This is a genomic window from Streptomyces sp. NPDC046925 (assembly GCF_040644915.1).
Classification (GTDB): Bacteria; Actinomycetota; Actinomycetes; order Streptomycetales; family Streptomycetaceae; genus Streptomyces.
Window position 1 is genome coordinate 25,845 of sequence record NZ_JBEYWZ010000006.1, and the last position, 14,596, is coordinate 40,440.

A 14,596-nucleotide genomic window follows, 5' to 3' on the forward strand; every position below is an offset into this window, starting at 1 on the left:
TCAGACCCCCAGTCCCATCCGCGGCTTGGTCGCCGCGGGCCGCACGTCGGCGAGCGAGTCGAGCACCCGGTCGACCATCCCGTACTCCCTGGCCTGCTCGGCGGTGAACCACCGGTCGCGGTCGCCGTCCCGCGAGATGGTCTCCTCCGACTGCCCGGTGTGCTGGGCGGTGAGCCGTTCGACGGCCTTCTTCGTGAACTCCAGGTTCTCGGCCTGGATCGCGATGTCGGCGGTGGAGCCGCCGATACCGGCGGACGGCTGGTGCATCATGATCCGCGCGTTGGGCAGGGCGTAGCGCTTGCCCGCGGTCCCGACGGTCAGCAGGAACTGCCCCATGCTCGCGGCGAACCCCATGGCCAGGGTCGACACGTCGTTCGGGATGAGCCGCATGGTGTCGTAGATGGCGAGCCCCGCGGTGACGGAGCCGCCGGGGCTGTTGATGTAGAGACTGATGTCGGTCCGCGGGTCCTCGGCGGAGAGCAGCAGCATTTGCGCGCAGACCCGGTTCGCGGAGACCTCGTCGACCTGCGTACCCAGGAAGACGATCCGCTGGGTCAGGAGCTGCGCGGCCAGATGATCGTCGAACCGGGTCGAGGACGTCTCGTCCTCGGAGGCTCGCGGGGCACTGACGATGTGTGGCATCGATCGTCCTCCAGACGGTGGGAGCGGCACGCCTGCCGGCCGCTGTCCCACCACCTTCGGACGCCCGCCCCCACCGCGTCAGCGATCTCTGCCCGCGGCAGATCTGCCGACGGCAGAGGGGTCAGGCCCGGTCAGTCGTCGGAGGGCGCCGGAGCGATTCCCGTCGGGCAGGCGCGGCCCCAGTTCGTCTCCGAGGGGCTGTCCAGTTGCAGGCCCGTGCCGCCGATTCCGCAGTAGCCGTCGGGGTTCTTGTCGAGGTACTGCTGGTGGTAGCCCTCGGCCGGCCAGAACGGGCGGGAGGCCGCCGGGAGGATCGTCGTCGTGATCGTGCCGTGGCCCGCGGCGTTCAGGACCTGCTGGTAGGCGTCCAGGGATGCCACCGCTCCCGCTTCCTGCTCGGGGGTGTGGGTGTAGATCGCCGAGCGGTACTGGGTGCCCACGTCGTTGCCCTGGCGGAAGCCCTGGGTGGGGTTGTGGGACTCCCAGAAGAGCTTCAGGAGCGCGGCGTACGAGACGCGGGTCGGGTCGAAGACCACGCGGACCACTTCCGCGTGACCGGTCAGGCCCGAGCAGACCTCCTCGTACGAGGGGTTCTCCGTGTAACCGCCCTGGTAGCCGACGTACGTCGTCCAGACGCCCTCCGTCTGCCAGAACTTGCGCTCGGCGCCCCAGAAGCAGCCGAGTCCGAAGTCCGCGATCTCCAGGCCGTCGGGGTACGGGCCCAGGAGCGGGTTGCCGAGGACCGTGTGGCGGGTGGGGACGTCGAACTCGGGGGTCGCGCGGCCCTTGAGGGCCTGCTCGGGGGTGGGGAGCTCGGGCGTGCGGCCGAAGAGCATGGGGCTGTCCTCCTGGGACGCTCTGGTGGGGCGTGGCTAGCGGCTTTTACGTCAACGTGTTCGGAGGTGGCCGCATTCCTGGCCGTACGGCGGCCGTGCGGGAGTGGGCCGGACGGCGGCCGTACGGGAACGGGCGCCGGACGGCGGGCGGCGGGTCGTCTCAGTGCGACAGCGTCGCCGGGCTGCCGCCGTTCGCCTCGTACCCCGCGACGGCGAGCGCGCGGTACACCGCGTAGTCCGCGGCCGGGTCCGGGGAGACCGTCCAGGGCAGGGCGCCGACGTGGCCGTCCACGTGGACCAGCTGGTTCATCGCCTCCGCCCAGCGCTCGCAGCGGACCAGGAAGAAGACCAGGAGGTGGCGCACGTGCGCCAGCATCGGGTCGTCCGGGCGGGCCGAGTGCACCGCGTAGAGCGCGCCCTCGACCGCCTTGGTGACGACCTCGCTCTCGTAGAAACCGCGGACCAGATTGACCTCGGGAAGGTGTTCGTACACCGCGAAGAGCGGGAGCGCGGCCAGCAGCGAACCCTTGGGGGCGCGGGCCGCCGCGGCCTCCGCGAAGTTGTTCGCGAGGTCACGCGAGCCGTGCCACTTCTCGCACCAGTAGTGCAGGGCCGCCAGATGCGCCCCCATGTGCGCGGGCGCGCGGTCCAGGATCTTCAGCCACAGCTGTTCGAACTCCTCGCGCGAGTAAGCGAGTCCGCGCGCGATGGAGAGCTCGATGATGTACGGAACGGGGTCGCCGGGGGAGAGGAGCGCCGCCTGCGCGCAGGCCTCCTTCGCCTCCTCCAGGATGATCCGGAACTCGTCCGTCCCGGACGTCGACGACCGCCAGGCCTGCTGGACGAGAAACTCCGCGTGCACCGCCGCACCGCCCGCGTCCTTGGGCGCCTCGGCCCGCCACACGCGCAGCCACTGCCCGCCGGGCTGGTCGCTGACCCCGCCGGGACGCTGCTGGAGCTCCAGGGATGCCGCGCCCGCGAACGCCTGCACGCGCTGCCAGCGCACCTCGCCGTGGATCTCCGTGCCCGCGAGCAGCTGCGAGGCCGCCTTCCAGCTCTGCGACTGCTGGACCACGTCAAGGACGTCCATGAGGTCGTGGTCCGGGCCCGGCATGCGGATGTCCAGCTCCTCCTGGCGCGCGAAGCCGTAGTCCGCGGGGTCCGCGGCGTCCGGTGAACCGGGGGCGACCTGGCGGATTCCGCCGCGCCTGCGCAGCAGGACAGGGCCGAGCACCGCCCCGATCATGATCGCCGCCATCAGCACCCAGAGAATTTCCATGAGTACAAGCGAACCAGACTGGTCTGACACTTGGCGAACCAGTCTCGAACTTGCCGGGCCGCGCCCCGTCCCGGACTAGGCTCTGGCCGCATGAGTGACACGTTCAGGAGCCAGAGTTTCGAGACCGCCGCGATCCACGCGGGCAACACCGCCGACCCGCTGACCGGCGCGGTCGTCCCGCCGATCTATCAGGTGTCGACGTACAAGCAGGACGGCGTCGGCGGGCTGCGCGGCGGCTACGAGTACAGCCGCAGCGCCAATCCGACCCGCACCGCGCTGGAGGAGAACCTCGCCGCCATCGAGGGCGGCAGGCGCGGGCTCGCCTTCGCGTCGGGTCTCGCCGCCGAGGACTGCCTGCTGCGTACGCTGCTCGGTCCCGGCGACCACGTGGTCATCCCCAATGACGCGTACGGCGGCACGTTCCGGCTCTTCGCCAAGGTCGTCTCGCGGTGGGGCGTCGAGTGGTCGGTCGCCGACACCTCCGACCCGGCGGCGGTACGGGCCGCGGTGACCGACCGTACGAAGGCGATCTGGGTGGAGACCCCCTCCAACCCGCTGCTCGGCATCACCGACATCGCCGCCGTCGCCCAGGTCGCCAAGGAGACGGGCGCCCGCCTGGTCGTCGACAACACCTTCGCGAGCCCCTACCTCCAGCAGCCCCTGGCGCTCGGCGCGGACGTCGTCGTGCACTCCCTGACGAAGTACATGGGCGGGCATTCGGACGTCGTGGGCGGCGCGCTCGTCGTCAACGACTCGGCGCTCGGCGAGGAGCTGGCCTTCCACCAGAACGCGATGGGCGCGGTGGCCGGGCCCTTCGACTCGTGGCTGGTCCTTCGCGGCATCAAGACGCTGGCCGTGCGGATGGACCGGCACAGCGAGAACGCGACGAAGATCGCCGAGATGCTGACGCGGCACGCGCGCGTGACGCGCGTCCTCTACCCCGGCCTTCCGGAGCACCCCGGTCACGAGACCGCCGCCAAGCAGATGAAGGCGTTCGGCGGGATGGTGTCGTTCCAGGTCGCCGGGGGCGAGGAGGCCGCGGTCGCCGTCTGCGACCGCGCGAAGCTGTTCACCCTGGGGGAGTCCCTCGGCGGCGTGGAGTCCCTGATCGAGCACCCCGGACGGATGACGCACGCGTCCGTGGTGGGCTCGGCCCTGGAGGTCCCCGCTGACCTGGTGCGGCTCTCGGTGGGCATCGAGAACGCGGACGACCTGCTCGCCGACCTCCAGCAGGCGCTGGGCTAGGCGCACCGGCGCCCGGTCACCAGCGGGTGAGGGGTGGAGTGGTCTCGGAAGGCTGCTCCACCCAGGGCTGGGCGATCGACGCCCAGACCACGAAGGCGACCGCCGCCGCGAACAGCAGCAGCCAGAACAGCCGGCGCAGCGCCCTTCTGCGGCGCAGCATGCGGCCGCCGCGGCGGAGCGCGTCTTCGTAGAGCTCGGTCGGGACCGAGGGGGGCGTGCCGTCGTCCAGGAGGTGGCGGACCAGGTCCTCCTTGCGGTCGAACTGGCTCATGACGGGGCCGCCTCCCCCACGGGACGCGGCGGTGCGGGGCCGCGCGGCGGATGCAGGACCGTCTCCATCGCGCGGGCGCAGATCGTCCCGACCCGCTCGGCGGGCAGCCCGAGCAGCGCGGCAGTCTGTTCCTCGGCGACGCCCTCGTACAGCCGCAGGACGAGAATCAGCCGCTCCTGGGGCGTGAGCCGGGCCAGGAGGCCGCCGTGGCCGCGGTGCCTGCGCCAGGCGCCGCGCGCGAACCGGATGGCCAGCTGCTGGCGGGTGCGGTCGTAGGGATCCTCGCCGCGCATCCGGTCCCAGGACGCGTACGAGTGCGCCAGGGAGGCCGTCAGCAGGGCACGCGCGCGTGGGTTGGCGTCCGGCGGCTCGGTGGTGAGCAGCGTCGCGGCATGCAGCAGCCTGCCTGCCGCGCCCGCGACGAATGCCTCGAACTCCCGGGCCCGGCGGGCGTTGAGGAACGCCTGCCGCTCGCGCACCGCGCCTCCTGCCTGGAGGGGACCGGGCCCCCGGTCTCATATGAGGCCAGGCACACGGCCGGGGTCAATAGGCAGGAGGGGCCGGAGCGCCGGCCTCAGGAAGCGGGCGTCTCCGGAGGCGTCTGCGAGGTCTGCCGGGCGGAGAGGGCGGAATTGAAGCGCGTGAGGAGCGTGCAGAAGCTTTCGCGCTCCTGCGGGGACCAGTCATCGGTCAGTTCGGCCATGAGGTCACGCCGCGAGGAGCGCACCTCGTTGAGGCGTGCCTCGCCGCGCGGCGACAGCTGGAGCACCACGGCACGGCCGTCCTCGGGGTGCGAGGTGCGTTTGACGAGGCCCGTGTCGACCAGTGGGGCGACCTGCCGGGTGACCGTCGACGAGTCGATGCCCATGCTCGCCGCGAGCGCCTTGACGCCCATCGGCCCCTCCTTGTCGAGGCGGTTGAGCAGCAGATACGCGGCGCGGTCCATGGAGTTGCGGACCTGTCCGACGCCGCCGAGGCGTGTCTGCTCCGCACGGCGGGCGAACACGGCCACCTGGTGCTGCAGCGTGTCGAGGAGGCCGGGATCGCTGGCGGTCGTCATGTCCGGAGTTGTGGGCATGGCCGGGGGCTCACTTCATGCGAGGGCGATGGGTTGGGGGACAGGGTACGCGGCCGGGACGCGGGGCGTACCGGCGCTGCGCAAACCAGTCTCGGCACGTGGTCACCGCAGGAGGACCCTGGTGTGAACTGGGAGACTGGCGGTCATGAGCTACCGCACGCCTCACTCCTTGCCGACGGTCACCCTGGACGACGTGCGCGGTGCCCAGAAGATGCTCTCGGGTGTGTCCAGGGTGACGGCGATGGAGGGCAGCAGGCACCTGTCGCAGCTGGTGGGCTCGCCGGTCCACTTCAAGTGCGAGAACCTCCAGCGGACGGGTTCCTTCAAGCTGCGCGGCGCGTACGTACGGATCGCGGGCCTGCTTCCCGAGGAGCGCGCGGCCGGTGTGGTGGCCGCGAGCGCGGGCAACCACGCGCAGGGCGTGGCCCTCGCGTCCTCGCTCCTCGGCGTGCGCTCCACGGTTTTCATGCCGGTGGGCGCGCCCCTGCCCAAGGTCGCCGCGACCCGTGAGTACGGCGCCGAGGTGCGGATGCACGGCCAGGTGGTCGACGAGACGCTGGCCGCCGCGCAGGAGTACGCGCACGAGACGGGCGCCGTCTTCATCCACCCCTTCGACCACCCCGACATCATCGCGGGGCAGGGCACGGTGGGCCTGGAGATCCTCGAGCAGTGCCCGGAGCTGCGCACCCTGGTCCTGGGCATCGGCGGCGGCGGGCTCGCCGCGGGCATCGCGGTGGCGGTCAAGACGCTGCGCCCGGACGTGAAGGTGATCGGCGTGCAGGCCGCGGGCGCCGCCGCGTATCCGCCCTCGCTGGCCGCGGGGCATCCGGTGTCCGTCGAGAACCCGGCGACGATGGCCGACGGCATCAAGGTCGGGCGCCCCGGCGACGTGCCGTTCCGGATCATCGAGGATCTGCTCGACGGCGTGGTCACCGTCTCCGAGGACGAGCTGTCCAGCGCGCTGCTGCTCTGCCTGGAGCGGGCCAAGATGGTCGTCGAACCGGCGGGCGCGAGCCCCGTCGCGGCGCTCCTGAGCAGGCCGCGGGAGTTCGAGGGGCCGGTGGTCGCGCTCCTGTCGGGCGGCAACGTCGACCCGCTCCTGATGCAGCGCATCCTGCGCCACGGCATGGCCGCCGGGGGCCGCTATCTGTCGCTGCGGCTGCGTCTGACGGACCGGCCGGGGGCCCTGGCCACGCTCCTCGGGGTGTTGTCAGTGGTCGACGCTAACGTCCTCGACGTGAGCCACGTGCGGACCGATCCGCGCCTCGGACTCACGGAGGTGGAGGTGGAGTTGCAGCTGGAGACCAAGGGCCCGGCGCACTGCGTCGAGGTCGGCACGGCTCTGCGCGAGGCGGGTTACACCGTCATCGACTGACGGTCCGCACGGCGCGGGCCGCGGCGGAAAATCGCGGGCGTGCCCGGCCGTTCCCGGCTATTTTGCGTTGTCCACAGGCTCCACCCACCCCGTTGTAAAGACGCGATGTATCGCGTTATGGTGTGTCTCACGTCACTGGTCGCCGGGCGAGTGCTCCCCGGCAAATTTAAACTTTTCGGTAGGAAGTCACCCAAACCACTGGGAGAACCCACATGCCAGGCGCCATCTACGCCGAAGGCCTTGTGAAGACCTTCGGCGACGTAAAGGCTCTGGACGGCGTCGATCTGGATGTCCCGGAAGGCACCGTGCTCGGTCTCCTCGGGCCGAACGGCGCGGGCAAGACCACGGCGGTGCGCTGTCTGACGACACTGCTGACACCGGACCGCGGCCGGGCGGTCGTCGCGGGCATCGACGTACTGAAGCATCCGAACGAAGTGCGGCGCTCGATCGGCCTCTCGGGCCAGTTCGCCGCCGTCGACGAGTACTTGACGGGCCGAGAGAACCTCCAAATGGTCGGCCAGCTCTACCAGATGAAGGCCAAGGAGGCGAAGGTCAGGGCGGGCGAGCTGCTCGACCGGTTCAACCTCGCCGACGCCGCGGACCGCCCCTCCAAGACGTATTCGGGAGGCATGCGCCGCCGACTCGACCTCGCCGCCGCGCTCGTCGTGTCGCCCCCGGTGATGTTCATGGACGAGCCGACGACGGGCCTCGACCCGCGCAACCGGCAGCAGCTCTGGGAGGTCATCCAGGAGCTGGTGTCGGGCGGCACGACCCTGCTGCTCACCACGCAGTACCTCGAAGAGGCCGACCACCTCGCGCACGACATCTGCGTCGTCGACCACGGCCGGGTCATCGCGCGCGGCACCTCCGACCAGCTCAAGGCGCAGACCGGCGGCGAGCGCGTCGAGGTCGTGGTGCACGAGCGCGAGCACATCACCCCGGCCGAGGAGGTCCTGCGGGGTCTGGGCAAGGGCGATGTCGCCGTCGAGTCCCACACCCGCAAGCTCACGGTCCCGGTCTCCGGCGGCGCCAAGCTGCTCGCCGAGGTCATCCGCGAACTGGACACCCGCGGGGTCGAGATCGACGACATCGGACTGCGCCGCCCGACCCTGGACGACGTGTTCATCTCGCTGACCGGCCACGTGGCCGAGGCGGCACCGAACGGCGCGGACAGCGGCGACGGCGGGGACGGCGCGGCCGTCACGGACATGGAGGACGCGAAGTGAGCGCTGTATCCGACACCCGGCAACTCCTGGCGCCCCGCCCCAAGGGCGGCGTCGTCCAGTCGGCCAGGGACTCGCTCGTCGTGGCCAAAAGGAACCTGATCCGCATGACCAGGATCCCCGAGATGATCCTTTTCGGGGTCATCCAGCCGGTCATGTTCGTCGTCCTGTTCACGTACGTCTTCGGTGGCTCCATCAACATTCCGGGTGCGCCCGCGGGCAGCGCGAGCGCCTACAAGGAATTCCTGATGGCGGGCATCTTCGCGCAGACCGTCACGTTCGCCACGGCGGGCGCCGGCGCGGGCATCGCGGACGACATGCACAAGGGCCTGATCGACCGCTTCCGGTCGCTGCCGATGGCGCGCGGTGCCGTGCTGACCGGTCGCACCCTCGCGGACCTGGTGCAGACGGCCGTGACCCTGGCCGTGCTCGCGGTGGTGGCGCTGCTCGTCGGCTGGCGCACGCACGAGAACATCGGCAAGGTCCTCGCGGGCTTCGGCCTGCTGCTCCTCCTCGGGTACGCGTTCACGTGGATCGGCGCCCTGATCGGCCTGTCCGTGCGGACCCCCGAGGCGGCGACCTCCGGCGGACTGATCTGGCTGTTCCCGCTGACGTTCATCTCGAACGCGTTCGTGCCGGTCAACGGCATGCCGAAATTCCTTCAGTACGTCGCCGAGTGGAACCCCTTCAGTGCCACGGTGGCGGCGGCCCGGGACCTGTTCGGCAACACGATCGAGGGGGTGCCGAAGTCGGTCACCGGAGCCTGGCCGATGGAGCACCCCGTCCTGGCCTCGCTGATCTGGTCCGTGCTGATCATCGTGGCGTTCCGTACGCTCGCGGTCCGCAAGTACCGCCGGGCGGACTAGCCGGCAGCCGGGACCGGACACGCAAAGGGCCCCGGACATGCGAAAGGCCCCCGCACATCACGTGTGCGGGGGCCTTTCGTGCGTCGCTGTCGCAGGCCTCAGGCCTGGTACGGCTTCGCCTGGAGGATCTTCACCGAGGCCAGCTTGCCGTTCGGCAGTTCGTACTGAGCGTCCTCGCCGATCTTCTTGCCGTTCACACCGCTGCCCAGCGGGGACTGCGGCGAATACGTCTCGATATCGGCGCTCGCGTACTCGCGGGAGGCGAGCAGGAACGTCAGGGTGTCGTCCTCGTCGCCGTCAAAGGCGATCGTCACGACCATGCCGGGCGCGACCGCGCCGTCCGCGGCCGGCGCCTCGCCGACCTTCGCATGCTCCAGGAGCTGAGTCAGCTGGCGGACGCGGAGCTCCTGCTTGCCCTGCTCCTCCTTGGCCGCGTGGTACCCGCCGTTCTCGCGCAGGTCGCCCTCCTCACGCGCCGCCGCGATCTTCGTAGCGATCTCGGTGCGCGCGGGACCAGACAGGTACTCCAGCTCGGCCTTGAGCTGGTTGTACGCCTCCTGGGTCAGCCAGGTGACGTTCTCGCTGGTCTGGGTCACAGGTGCTCCTCGTAGGTACTGGGAATACAAAGCATCGCCCTACCCAGAAGGATGTTCCCTAACGGGTGGGCGAAACCACGAGCCTAACAATTCAGGCGCGTGAGGGGGAGGACATAAGCCATCAGAAATACGTCGACGCAGGTGAGAGCCGGTACATCGGGGGCGTCGGACGTTCAGCGTGACGCAGGGGGCGAGCCGGTGTCAGTCCGAGTGGCAGCCGAGCAGTTCGGCGCTCGTCCCGCGGGCCTTCGTGCGGAGCGTGACGACCTTGTCGATCCGTCCTTCGCTCTGGTCGAAACGGAAGTCCGCGCGGCCCACCTCTTCGCCGTCCTCGGCCTGCGAGCGCAGGGTGCAGTAGCCCTTGGCGTCCGCGTCCTTGCGCACCTCCAGGTGCACCTTGACCGCGCTGTCCGAGACGACGTCGAACTTGATCATTTCGCCGCTGACCTTGGTGCCGGAGACGTAGTCGTATCCGAACCAGCCGATCATCAGGAGGAAGAGAACGCCGAGGATCCCGCCGGTGATCTTCAGCTTGCGGTCCGCACGTTCGTCGGCCGTCCGCGACCGGCCGTAACGGCCGTCGGGGGCCTTCTCGCTCACGGCCGCCATGATCGTCCTCCAGGAAAAGGGATGCCGGAATTTTCCGCCCCCCGGTTCCGTCACTATAGAAGCCTCCGGCCCGCCACCCGACCGCCGCCCCGCATCGACGCCCCTGCGGGACGACACTTGTTTACCGCGCCATATCGACCGGGCGCCCAATGACTGAGGATCGAGTCTTGACTGAGCAGCTGCGACTGATGGCCGTGCACGCCCACCCCGACGACGAGTCGTCCAAGGGCGCGGCCACCATGGCCAAGTACGTGTCCGAGGGGGTGGACGTGCATGTCGTGACCTGCACGGGCGGGGAGCGCGGCGACATCCTCAACCCCAAGCTCCAGGGTGACAAGTACATCCAGGAGAACATCCACGAGGTGCGCCGCAAGGAGATGGACGAGGCGCGCGAGATCCTCGGCGTCAAGCAGGACTGGCTCGGCTTCGTCGATTCGGGTCTGCCCGAGGGCGACCCGCTGCCGCCGCTGCCCGAGGGCTGCTTCGCCCTCGAGGACGTCGACAAGGCCGCCGGTGAGCTGGTCCGGCAGATCCGCTCCTTCCGTCCGCAGGTCATCACGACCTACGACGAGAACGGCGGCTATCCGCACCCCGACCACATCATGACCCACAAGATCTCGATGGTGGCCTTCGACGGTGCGGCGGACGCCGAGAAGTACCCGGAGAGCGAGTTCGGGCCGGTCTACCGGCCGCTGAAGCTCTACTACAACCAGGGCTTCAACCGGCCGCGCACCGAGGCGCTGCACCAGGCGATGCTCGACAAGGGCATGGAGTCGCCCTACGGGGACTGGCTCAAGCGCTGGGACGAGTTCGAGCGGGTCGAGCGCACGCTGACCACGCACATCCCCTGCGCAGACTTCTACGAGGTCCGGGACAAGGCCCTGATCGCGCACGCCACGCAGATCGACCCCGAGGGCGGCTGGTTCCGGGTGCCGATGGAGCTCCAGAAGGAGGTCTGGCCCACGGAGGAGTACGAGCTCGCGAAGTCGCTCGTCGATACATCCCTCCCCGAGGACGACCTCTTTGCGGGCATCCGCGACAATGCCTAGCGTGAACGTACATCTGGCAATGACGCATCTCGTCCCTCTCGCCAAAGAGGTCGACGATGACAAGGTGACCCCGGGTGTTCTCGGCTTCATCGTCTTCGCGGTGATGGCTCTCGCCGTCTGGGGGCTGATGAAGTCGATGAACAAGCACATGCGGAAGGTCGACTTCAAGGAACCCGCGGACTCGTCCGCCGGTTCCTCGAACTCCTCCGCCGGTTCCTCGAACCCGTCCGCCGGTGCCTCGAACTCCTCCGGCGGGAGCACGTCCTCCGCCGAGTCCCGCAAGGGCTAGCCGGCGCTCGTCACCGTCACTCCCATCACTTCCCGGGAGTGGCGGTTCGGCACCATGCCCAGGCTCCAGGCCTGCCAGCCGGCCTCCAGGTCGGCGCCGCGCTGCAGCAGCAGGCCGTACGCCTCCATGTAGTCGACCAGCGCCCCGTCGCGCGTCGGGTGACCGGCGCGGACCAGCTGGTTGAGCTCCTCCTGGGCGACGGCGGTACCGATCTCCCAGCCGCCGGGCGACGCGTACGGCAGCAGGGTGCAGCGCAGGAAGCGGGCCCAGTCCCCGCCCCGGCGGTCGCCGTACGAGGCGAAAAGGCCGGCGGCCTCGTCGCACAGGGCGAGCGCCTGCTGGGCGCGCGTGTTCCCCGCGTCGACGACCGCGAGCTCCAGGCACGTCCAGGCCTCGCCGTGCGCGACGCCGATGCGCTGGAAGTCGGCGCGGGCGTCCACCAGGAGCTGTCGGGCGAAGCCGGAGTTGCGCAGCGAGCCCGTCTGGGCGGCACGCTGGTCGCGCGTGACCCGCGCCGAGTGGTGGCGCGCGCAGGCCAGGCCGTACACGTCCCGCATCCGCGAGAACATCGTCCGCGAGCGCTCCAGCTCGCGCACCGCCTGGTCGAGCTGGCCCGCCTCCTCCAGGGCCTGGCCCAGGTAGTAGGCGCTCCACGCCTCGCCGCGCGCGTCCTCGTTCTCCCGGTGCCGGGACACCGCCTGACGCAGGCCGTCCACCGCCGCCGACGCGTCGCCGTCCACCATGCGGGCCCGCGCCAGCTGCGTCAGGGCCCACGCCTCGCCGCGGCCGTCGCGCGTACGCCCGTAGAGGTCGAGGGCGCCCCGCAGCTGCTCCTCCGCACGCGGTACGTCGCCCATGCGCAGGCACAGCTGGCCGAGCTGGAAGTGCGCCCAGGCCTCGCCGTGCAGGGAGTCGTTCTCGCGGTGCAGGGCGAGGGAGGCCTCCAGGAGACCGAGGGCCTTGTTCAGGTTGGAGCGGTCGCGTTCCACCGCGGCGAGGGCGTGCATCGTCCAGGCGCGGTCACCGGCGAGCTCGTCGGCGGCCTGGAGTTCCAGAGCCTCGCTGAGCCGGGCCGCGGCCTCCGTCAGATTGCCCTGGTGGTGCAGGGTGATCCCCAGGGAGCACAGGGCGAGGGCCGCGCCCGCGTCCTGGTGGGCCTCCATGTACAGGTCGACGACCGACGTCAGGGTCGTCCGCGCCTGGTCGAGCTCGCCGAGCTGGCGCGAGGCGATGCCCGTGCGCCACTGCACGCTCCGGGTCAGAAGCCCCTGGTCGACGGCTTGCGCCAGCTCGCTGATCTCGCCCAGGCGGTAGAGGTCGCCGCGCAGCAGGCAGTAGTCGCACAGAGCGCCCAGGAGGTGTCGTACCGCCTCCTGGTCGACGCCCTCCGCGTGCCGCAGCGCCGCCGTGATGAAGCTCGACTCGTCGTCGAGCCAGCGCAGGGCCGCGTCGAGCGAGGAGAAGCCGTGCCGGTCGAACTGGCCGGCCCGCGTCGACATCTTGCCGTCGACCAGGCGGATCACCGATCCGGCGAGCTCGCTGTAGCTGACGATCAGCCGCTCCTGCGCGGCCGTGCGCTCCGCGGGCTCCTCCTCGTCGAGGACGCGGGCGAGCGCGAAGGCCCGTACGAGGTCGTGCAGGCGGTAGCGGCTGCCGCGCACGTGGTCGACGAGGCCCGCGCGCGAGAGCGCCGTCAGCTGACGGGCCGCCCCCTGCTCGTCGGCGCCGAGCAGGGCAGCGGCGGCGGCCGTCCCCAGGGACGCGCGGCCCGCGAGGGCGAGCCTGCGCAGGAGGCGCCGCGCGGGCTCGGTCTGGTCGGTGTAGCGCAGCCACAGGACGCGCTCGACGGGCTCGACCGGGCCGTACGCGGCGAGGTCGGCGGCCAGCTGGCGCGAGGTGCGCGAGCCGATCGAGGACCCGGCGATGCGCAGGGCGAGCGGAAGGCCGCCGCACAGCTCCCGCACCGCGTCCTCCGACTCGGCGTCGTAGGGCCCCGACGTGTCCTGCGCGGCCTCCCGCAGCAGCTCCTCCGCGCCCGCCGCGTCCAGCGGGTCCACCGGCAGCTGGTGCACCCAGGCGGGCAGGTCGGCGGGGAGCTCCAGGGGCTTGCGGGAGGTGACGATCACGAGGCTGTCGGAGCGCTCGGGCACGAGGGTGCGCACCTGCTCCGGGTCGCTCGCGTCGTCCAGTACGACGGTCACCGCGAGCCCGGTCAGATACTGGTGGTAGAGCTCGCTGAGCCGCTTGACCTGCTGTTCCTGCGAGGAACGCTCCCGGAACAGCAACTGCTCGCGCGGGGCGCCCAATCGATTCAGCAGATGCAGGAGCGCGTCGCGCGTGGACAGCGGCTGGGAGCTCTCGCCCCGCAGGTCGACGACGCAGGCGCCCCGGAACTGGTCGCGCAGGTCGTGCGCGGCACGGACCGCGAGCGAGGAGCGGCCGGAGCCCGGCGTGCCGTGCAGCACGACCACGGTGGGCCGCGTCTCGGTGCTGGCCCGCGCGGCGTGCACCCACTGGGCGACCCGCGCGAGCTCGGCACGGCGCCCCGCGAACGGGCCCTGTGGCTCGGGGAGTTGGGTGAAGGACTGCTCCAGTACGGTGCGCCTGCGGGCCGCCGCGCTCTTGTCCGTGCCCCGCAGCTGGGGCGCGGACTTCTTCTTGGCGGCCCCGGAGGACGCCTGGAGCACCCGCTGCTGGTCGATGAAGGGCCGGATGCCCCGCACCTCGAGGGCCGTCAGCCACTGGAGCCGCAGCTGCTCGGGCCCGCCCGGCTGGCTGATCGCCCCGGCGCGGCGGCTGGCCGCGGGCACATGGGCCGCGGTGACCTTCAGGACGGTGGTGGCGGCGCCGATGACGCCGACGGCGGCGCCCGCGCCCAGAGCGGTCGAGGTCTCCGTGCCGAGGACGAGGTCGGCCACACACGCCGCCACGGCCGCAACGACGGCCACGAGCAGGGGAGTTCCCGCACCCTCCCTGGCGTAACGCTGCCCGAAGGAGAGCTGCCCGGCCTCCGACTCGTCGACGGCCTGCGTATAGGCCGCGTACTCCTCCTCGGCGGCCTGCCCCATGGAGTCGAGCGAAGCCCGGGCCCGCGAGAGCAGCACCCCCGCGTCGATGCGCCCGCCGGAACGCCGCACCTCTTCCTCCACCGCCCGCACCAACAGCCGCTCGGCTTCGGCCCGATGGCTGTCCCGCATATGGGTCCCCCTCCGAGAGCAATAGTCGCCTGCGGTCACAA

Annotated in this window: 15 protein-coding genes; 6 read left to right on the forward strand and 9 right to left on the reverse strand. The window is 71.0% G+C overall.

All coding sequences use genetic code 11. The features are described from left to right. From ABZ906_RS24530 to ABZ906_RS24540, 3 genes are all read right to left on the reverse strand, one after another. Entirely contained in the window at positions 1-642 is a 642-nt protein-coding gene (locus tag ABZ906_RS24530) for an ATP-dependent Clp protease proteolytic subunit (protein ID WP_361385949.1), read from the reverse strand. Between the two features lie 131 nt (positions 643-773). Further along, a complete protein-coding gene (gene msrA / locus ABZ906_RS24535; RefSeq protein WP_361385952.1) occupies positions 774-1,478 on the reverse strand; it encodes a peptide-methionine (S)-S-oxide reductase MsrA in 705 nt (234 codons plus the stop codon). A gap of 160 nt (positions 1,479-1,638) precedes the next feature. Then, positions 1,639-2,757, reverse strand: a complete 1,119-nt coding sequence (locus ABZ906_RS24540; protein ID WP_361182000.1) for a hypothetical protein — start codon at positions 2,755-2,757, stop codon at positions 1,639-1,641. A gap of 90 nt (positions 2,758-2,847) precedes the next feature. On the opposite strand from ABZ906_RS24540, the gene ABZ906_RS24545 reads away from it, so the two are divergent. After that, positions 2,848-4,002, forward strand: coding sequence for a cystathionine gamma-synthase (locus tag ABZ906_RS24545; RefSeq protein WP_361181998.1), 1,155 nt, complete (start codon positions 2,848-2,850; stop codon positions 4,000-4,002). A gap of 16 nt (positions 4,003-4,018) precedes the next feature. Here the strand turns inward: ABZ906_RS24545 and ABZ906_RS24550 are convergent, their stop codons facing one another. The 3 genes from ABZ906_RS24550 to ABZ906_RS24560 form a co-directional block, all read right to left on the reverse strand. Then, positions 4,019-4,273 (reverse strand): hypothetical protein, encoded by a 255-nt coding sequence (locus ABZ906_RS24550; protein ID WP_361181996.1) that lies wholly within the window; start codon positions 4,271-4,273, stop codon positions 4,019-4,021. Further along, on the reverse strand, positions 4,270-4,752 hold the full coding sequence (locus ABZ906_RS24555) for a sigma factor-like helix-turn-helix DNA-binding protein (RefSeq protein ID WP_361181994.1): 483 nt from the start codon (positions 4,750-4,752) through the stop codon (positions 4,270-4,272). Before ABZ906_RS24555 ends, ABZ906_RS24550 begins: the two co-directional genes overlap by 4 nt. 95 nt (positions 4,753-4,847) lie before the next feature. Then, the gene (locus ABZ906_RS24560) at positions 4,848-5,351 is read right to left on the reverse strand and encodes a MarR family transcriptional regulator (protein ID WP_361181992.1); all 504 of its coding nucleotides are present in this window, start codon (positions 5,349-5,351) and stop codon (positions 4,848-4,850) included. Between the two features lie 145 nt (positions 5,352-5,496). Between ABZ906_RS24560 and ilvA the strand changes: the two genes are divergently transcribed. The 3 genes from ilvA (at position 5,497) to ABZ906_RS24575 (ending at position 8,815) form a co-directional block, all read left to right on the forward strand. Continuing rightward, the gene (ilvA, locus tag ABZ906_RS24565) at positions 5,497-6,726 is read left to right on the forward strand and encodes a threonine ammonia-lyase (protein ID WP_361385955.1); all 1,230 of its coding nucleotides are present in this window, start codon (positions 5,497-5,499) and stop codon (positions 6,724-6,726) included. 212 nt (positions 6,727-6,938) lie between these two features. Then, positions 6,939-7,952, forward strand: a complete 1,014-nt coding sequence (locus tag ABZ906_RS24570) for an ATP-binding cassette domain-containing protein (RefSeq protein WP_361181989.1) — start codon at positions 6,939-6,941, stop codon at positions 7,950-7,952. Then, positions 7,949-8,815 carry an ABC transporter permease gene (locus ABZ906_RS24575; RefSeq protein ID WP_361385958.1) on the forward strand — a complete coding sequence of 289 codons (867 nt, stop codon included), beginning with the start codon at positions 7,949-7,951 and terminating at the stop codon, positions 8,813-8,815. The genes ABZ906_RS24570 and ABZ906_RS24575 overlap by 4 nt, the downstream gene beginning before the upstream one ends. A 98-nt stretch (positions 8,816-8,913) precedes the next feature. Here ABZ906_RS24575 and greA read toward each other — a convergent pair whose 3' ends face one another. Continuing rightward, a complete protein-coding gene (gene greA, locus ABZ906_RS24580; protein WP_361181986.1) occupies positions 8,914-9,411 on the reverse strand; it encodes a transcription elongation factor GreA in 498 nt (165 codons plus the stop codon). 201 nt (positions 9,412-9,612) lie between these two features. Continuing rightward, the gene (locus ABZ906_RS24585) at positions 9,613-10,020 is read right to left on the reverse strand and encodes a DUF4307 domain-containing protein (RefSeq protein WP_361385961.1); all 408 of its coding nucleotides are present in this window, start codon (positions 10,018-10,020) and stop codon (positions 9,613-9,615) included. Positions 10,021-10,187: 167 nt separating this feature from the next. Here ABZ906_RS24585 and mca point away from each other — a divergent pair, with 167 nt between their 5' ends. Both mca and ABZ906_RS24595 read left to right on the forward strand, forming a co-directional pair. Beyond that, positions 10,188-11,069: a mycothiol conjugate amidase Mca gene (mca, locus tag ABZ906_RS24590; RefSeq protein WP_361181983.1), complete on the forward strand. Its 882-nt coding sequence runs from the start codon at positions 10,188-10,190 to the stop codon at positions 11,067-11,069. A 19-nt stretch (positions 11,070-11,088) separates the two neighbouring features. After that, a complete protein-coding gene (locus ABZ906_RS24595; RefSeq protein WP_361386749.1) occupies positions 11,089-11,358 on the forward strand; it encodes a hypothetical protein in 270 nt (89 codons plus the stop codon). On the opposite strand, the gene ABZ906_RS24600 is transcribed toward ABZ906_RS24595, so the two are convergent. After that, positions 11,355-14,555 (reverse strand): tetratricopeptide repeat protein, encoded by a 3,201-nt coding sequence (locus tag ABZ906_RS24600; protein ID WP_361385964.1) that lies wholly within the window; start codon positions 14,553-14,555, stop codon positions 11,355-11,357. The two genes, ABZ906_RS24595 and ABZ906_RS24600, sit on opposite strands and share 4 nt — an antisense overlap. Positions 14,556-14,596: the final 41 nt, after the last annotated feature.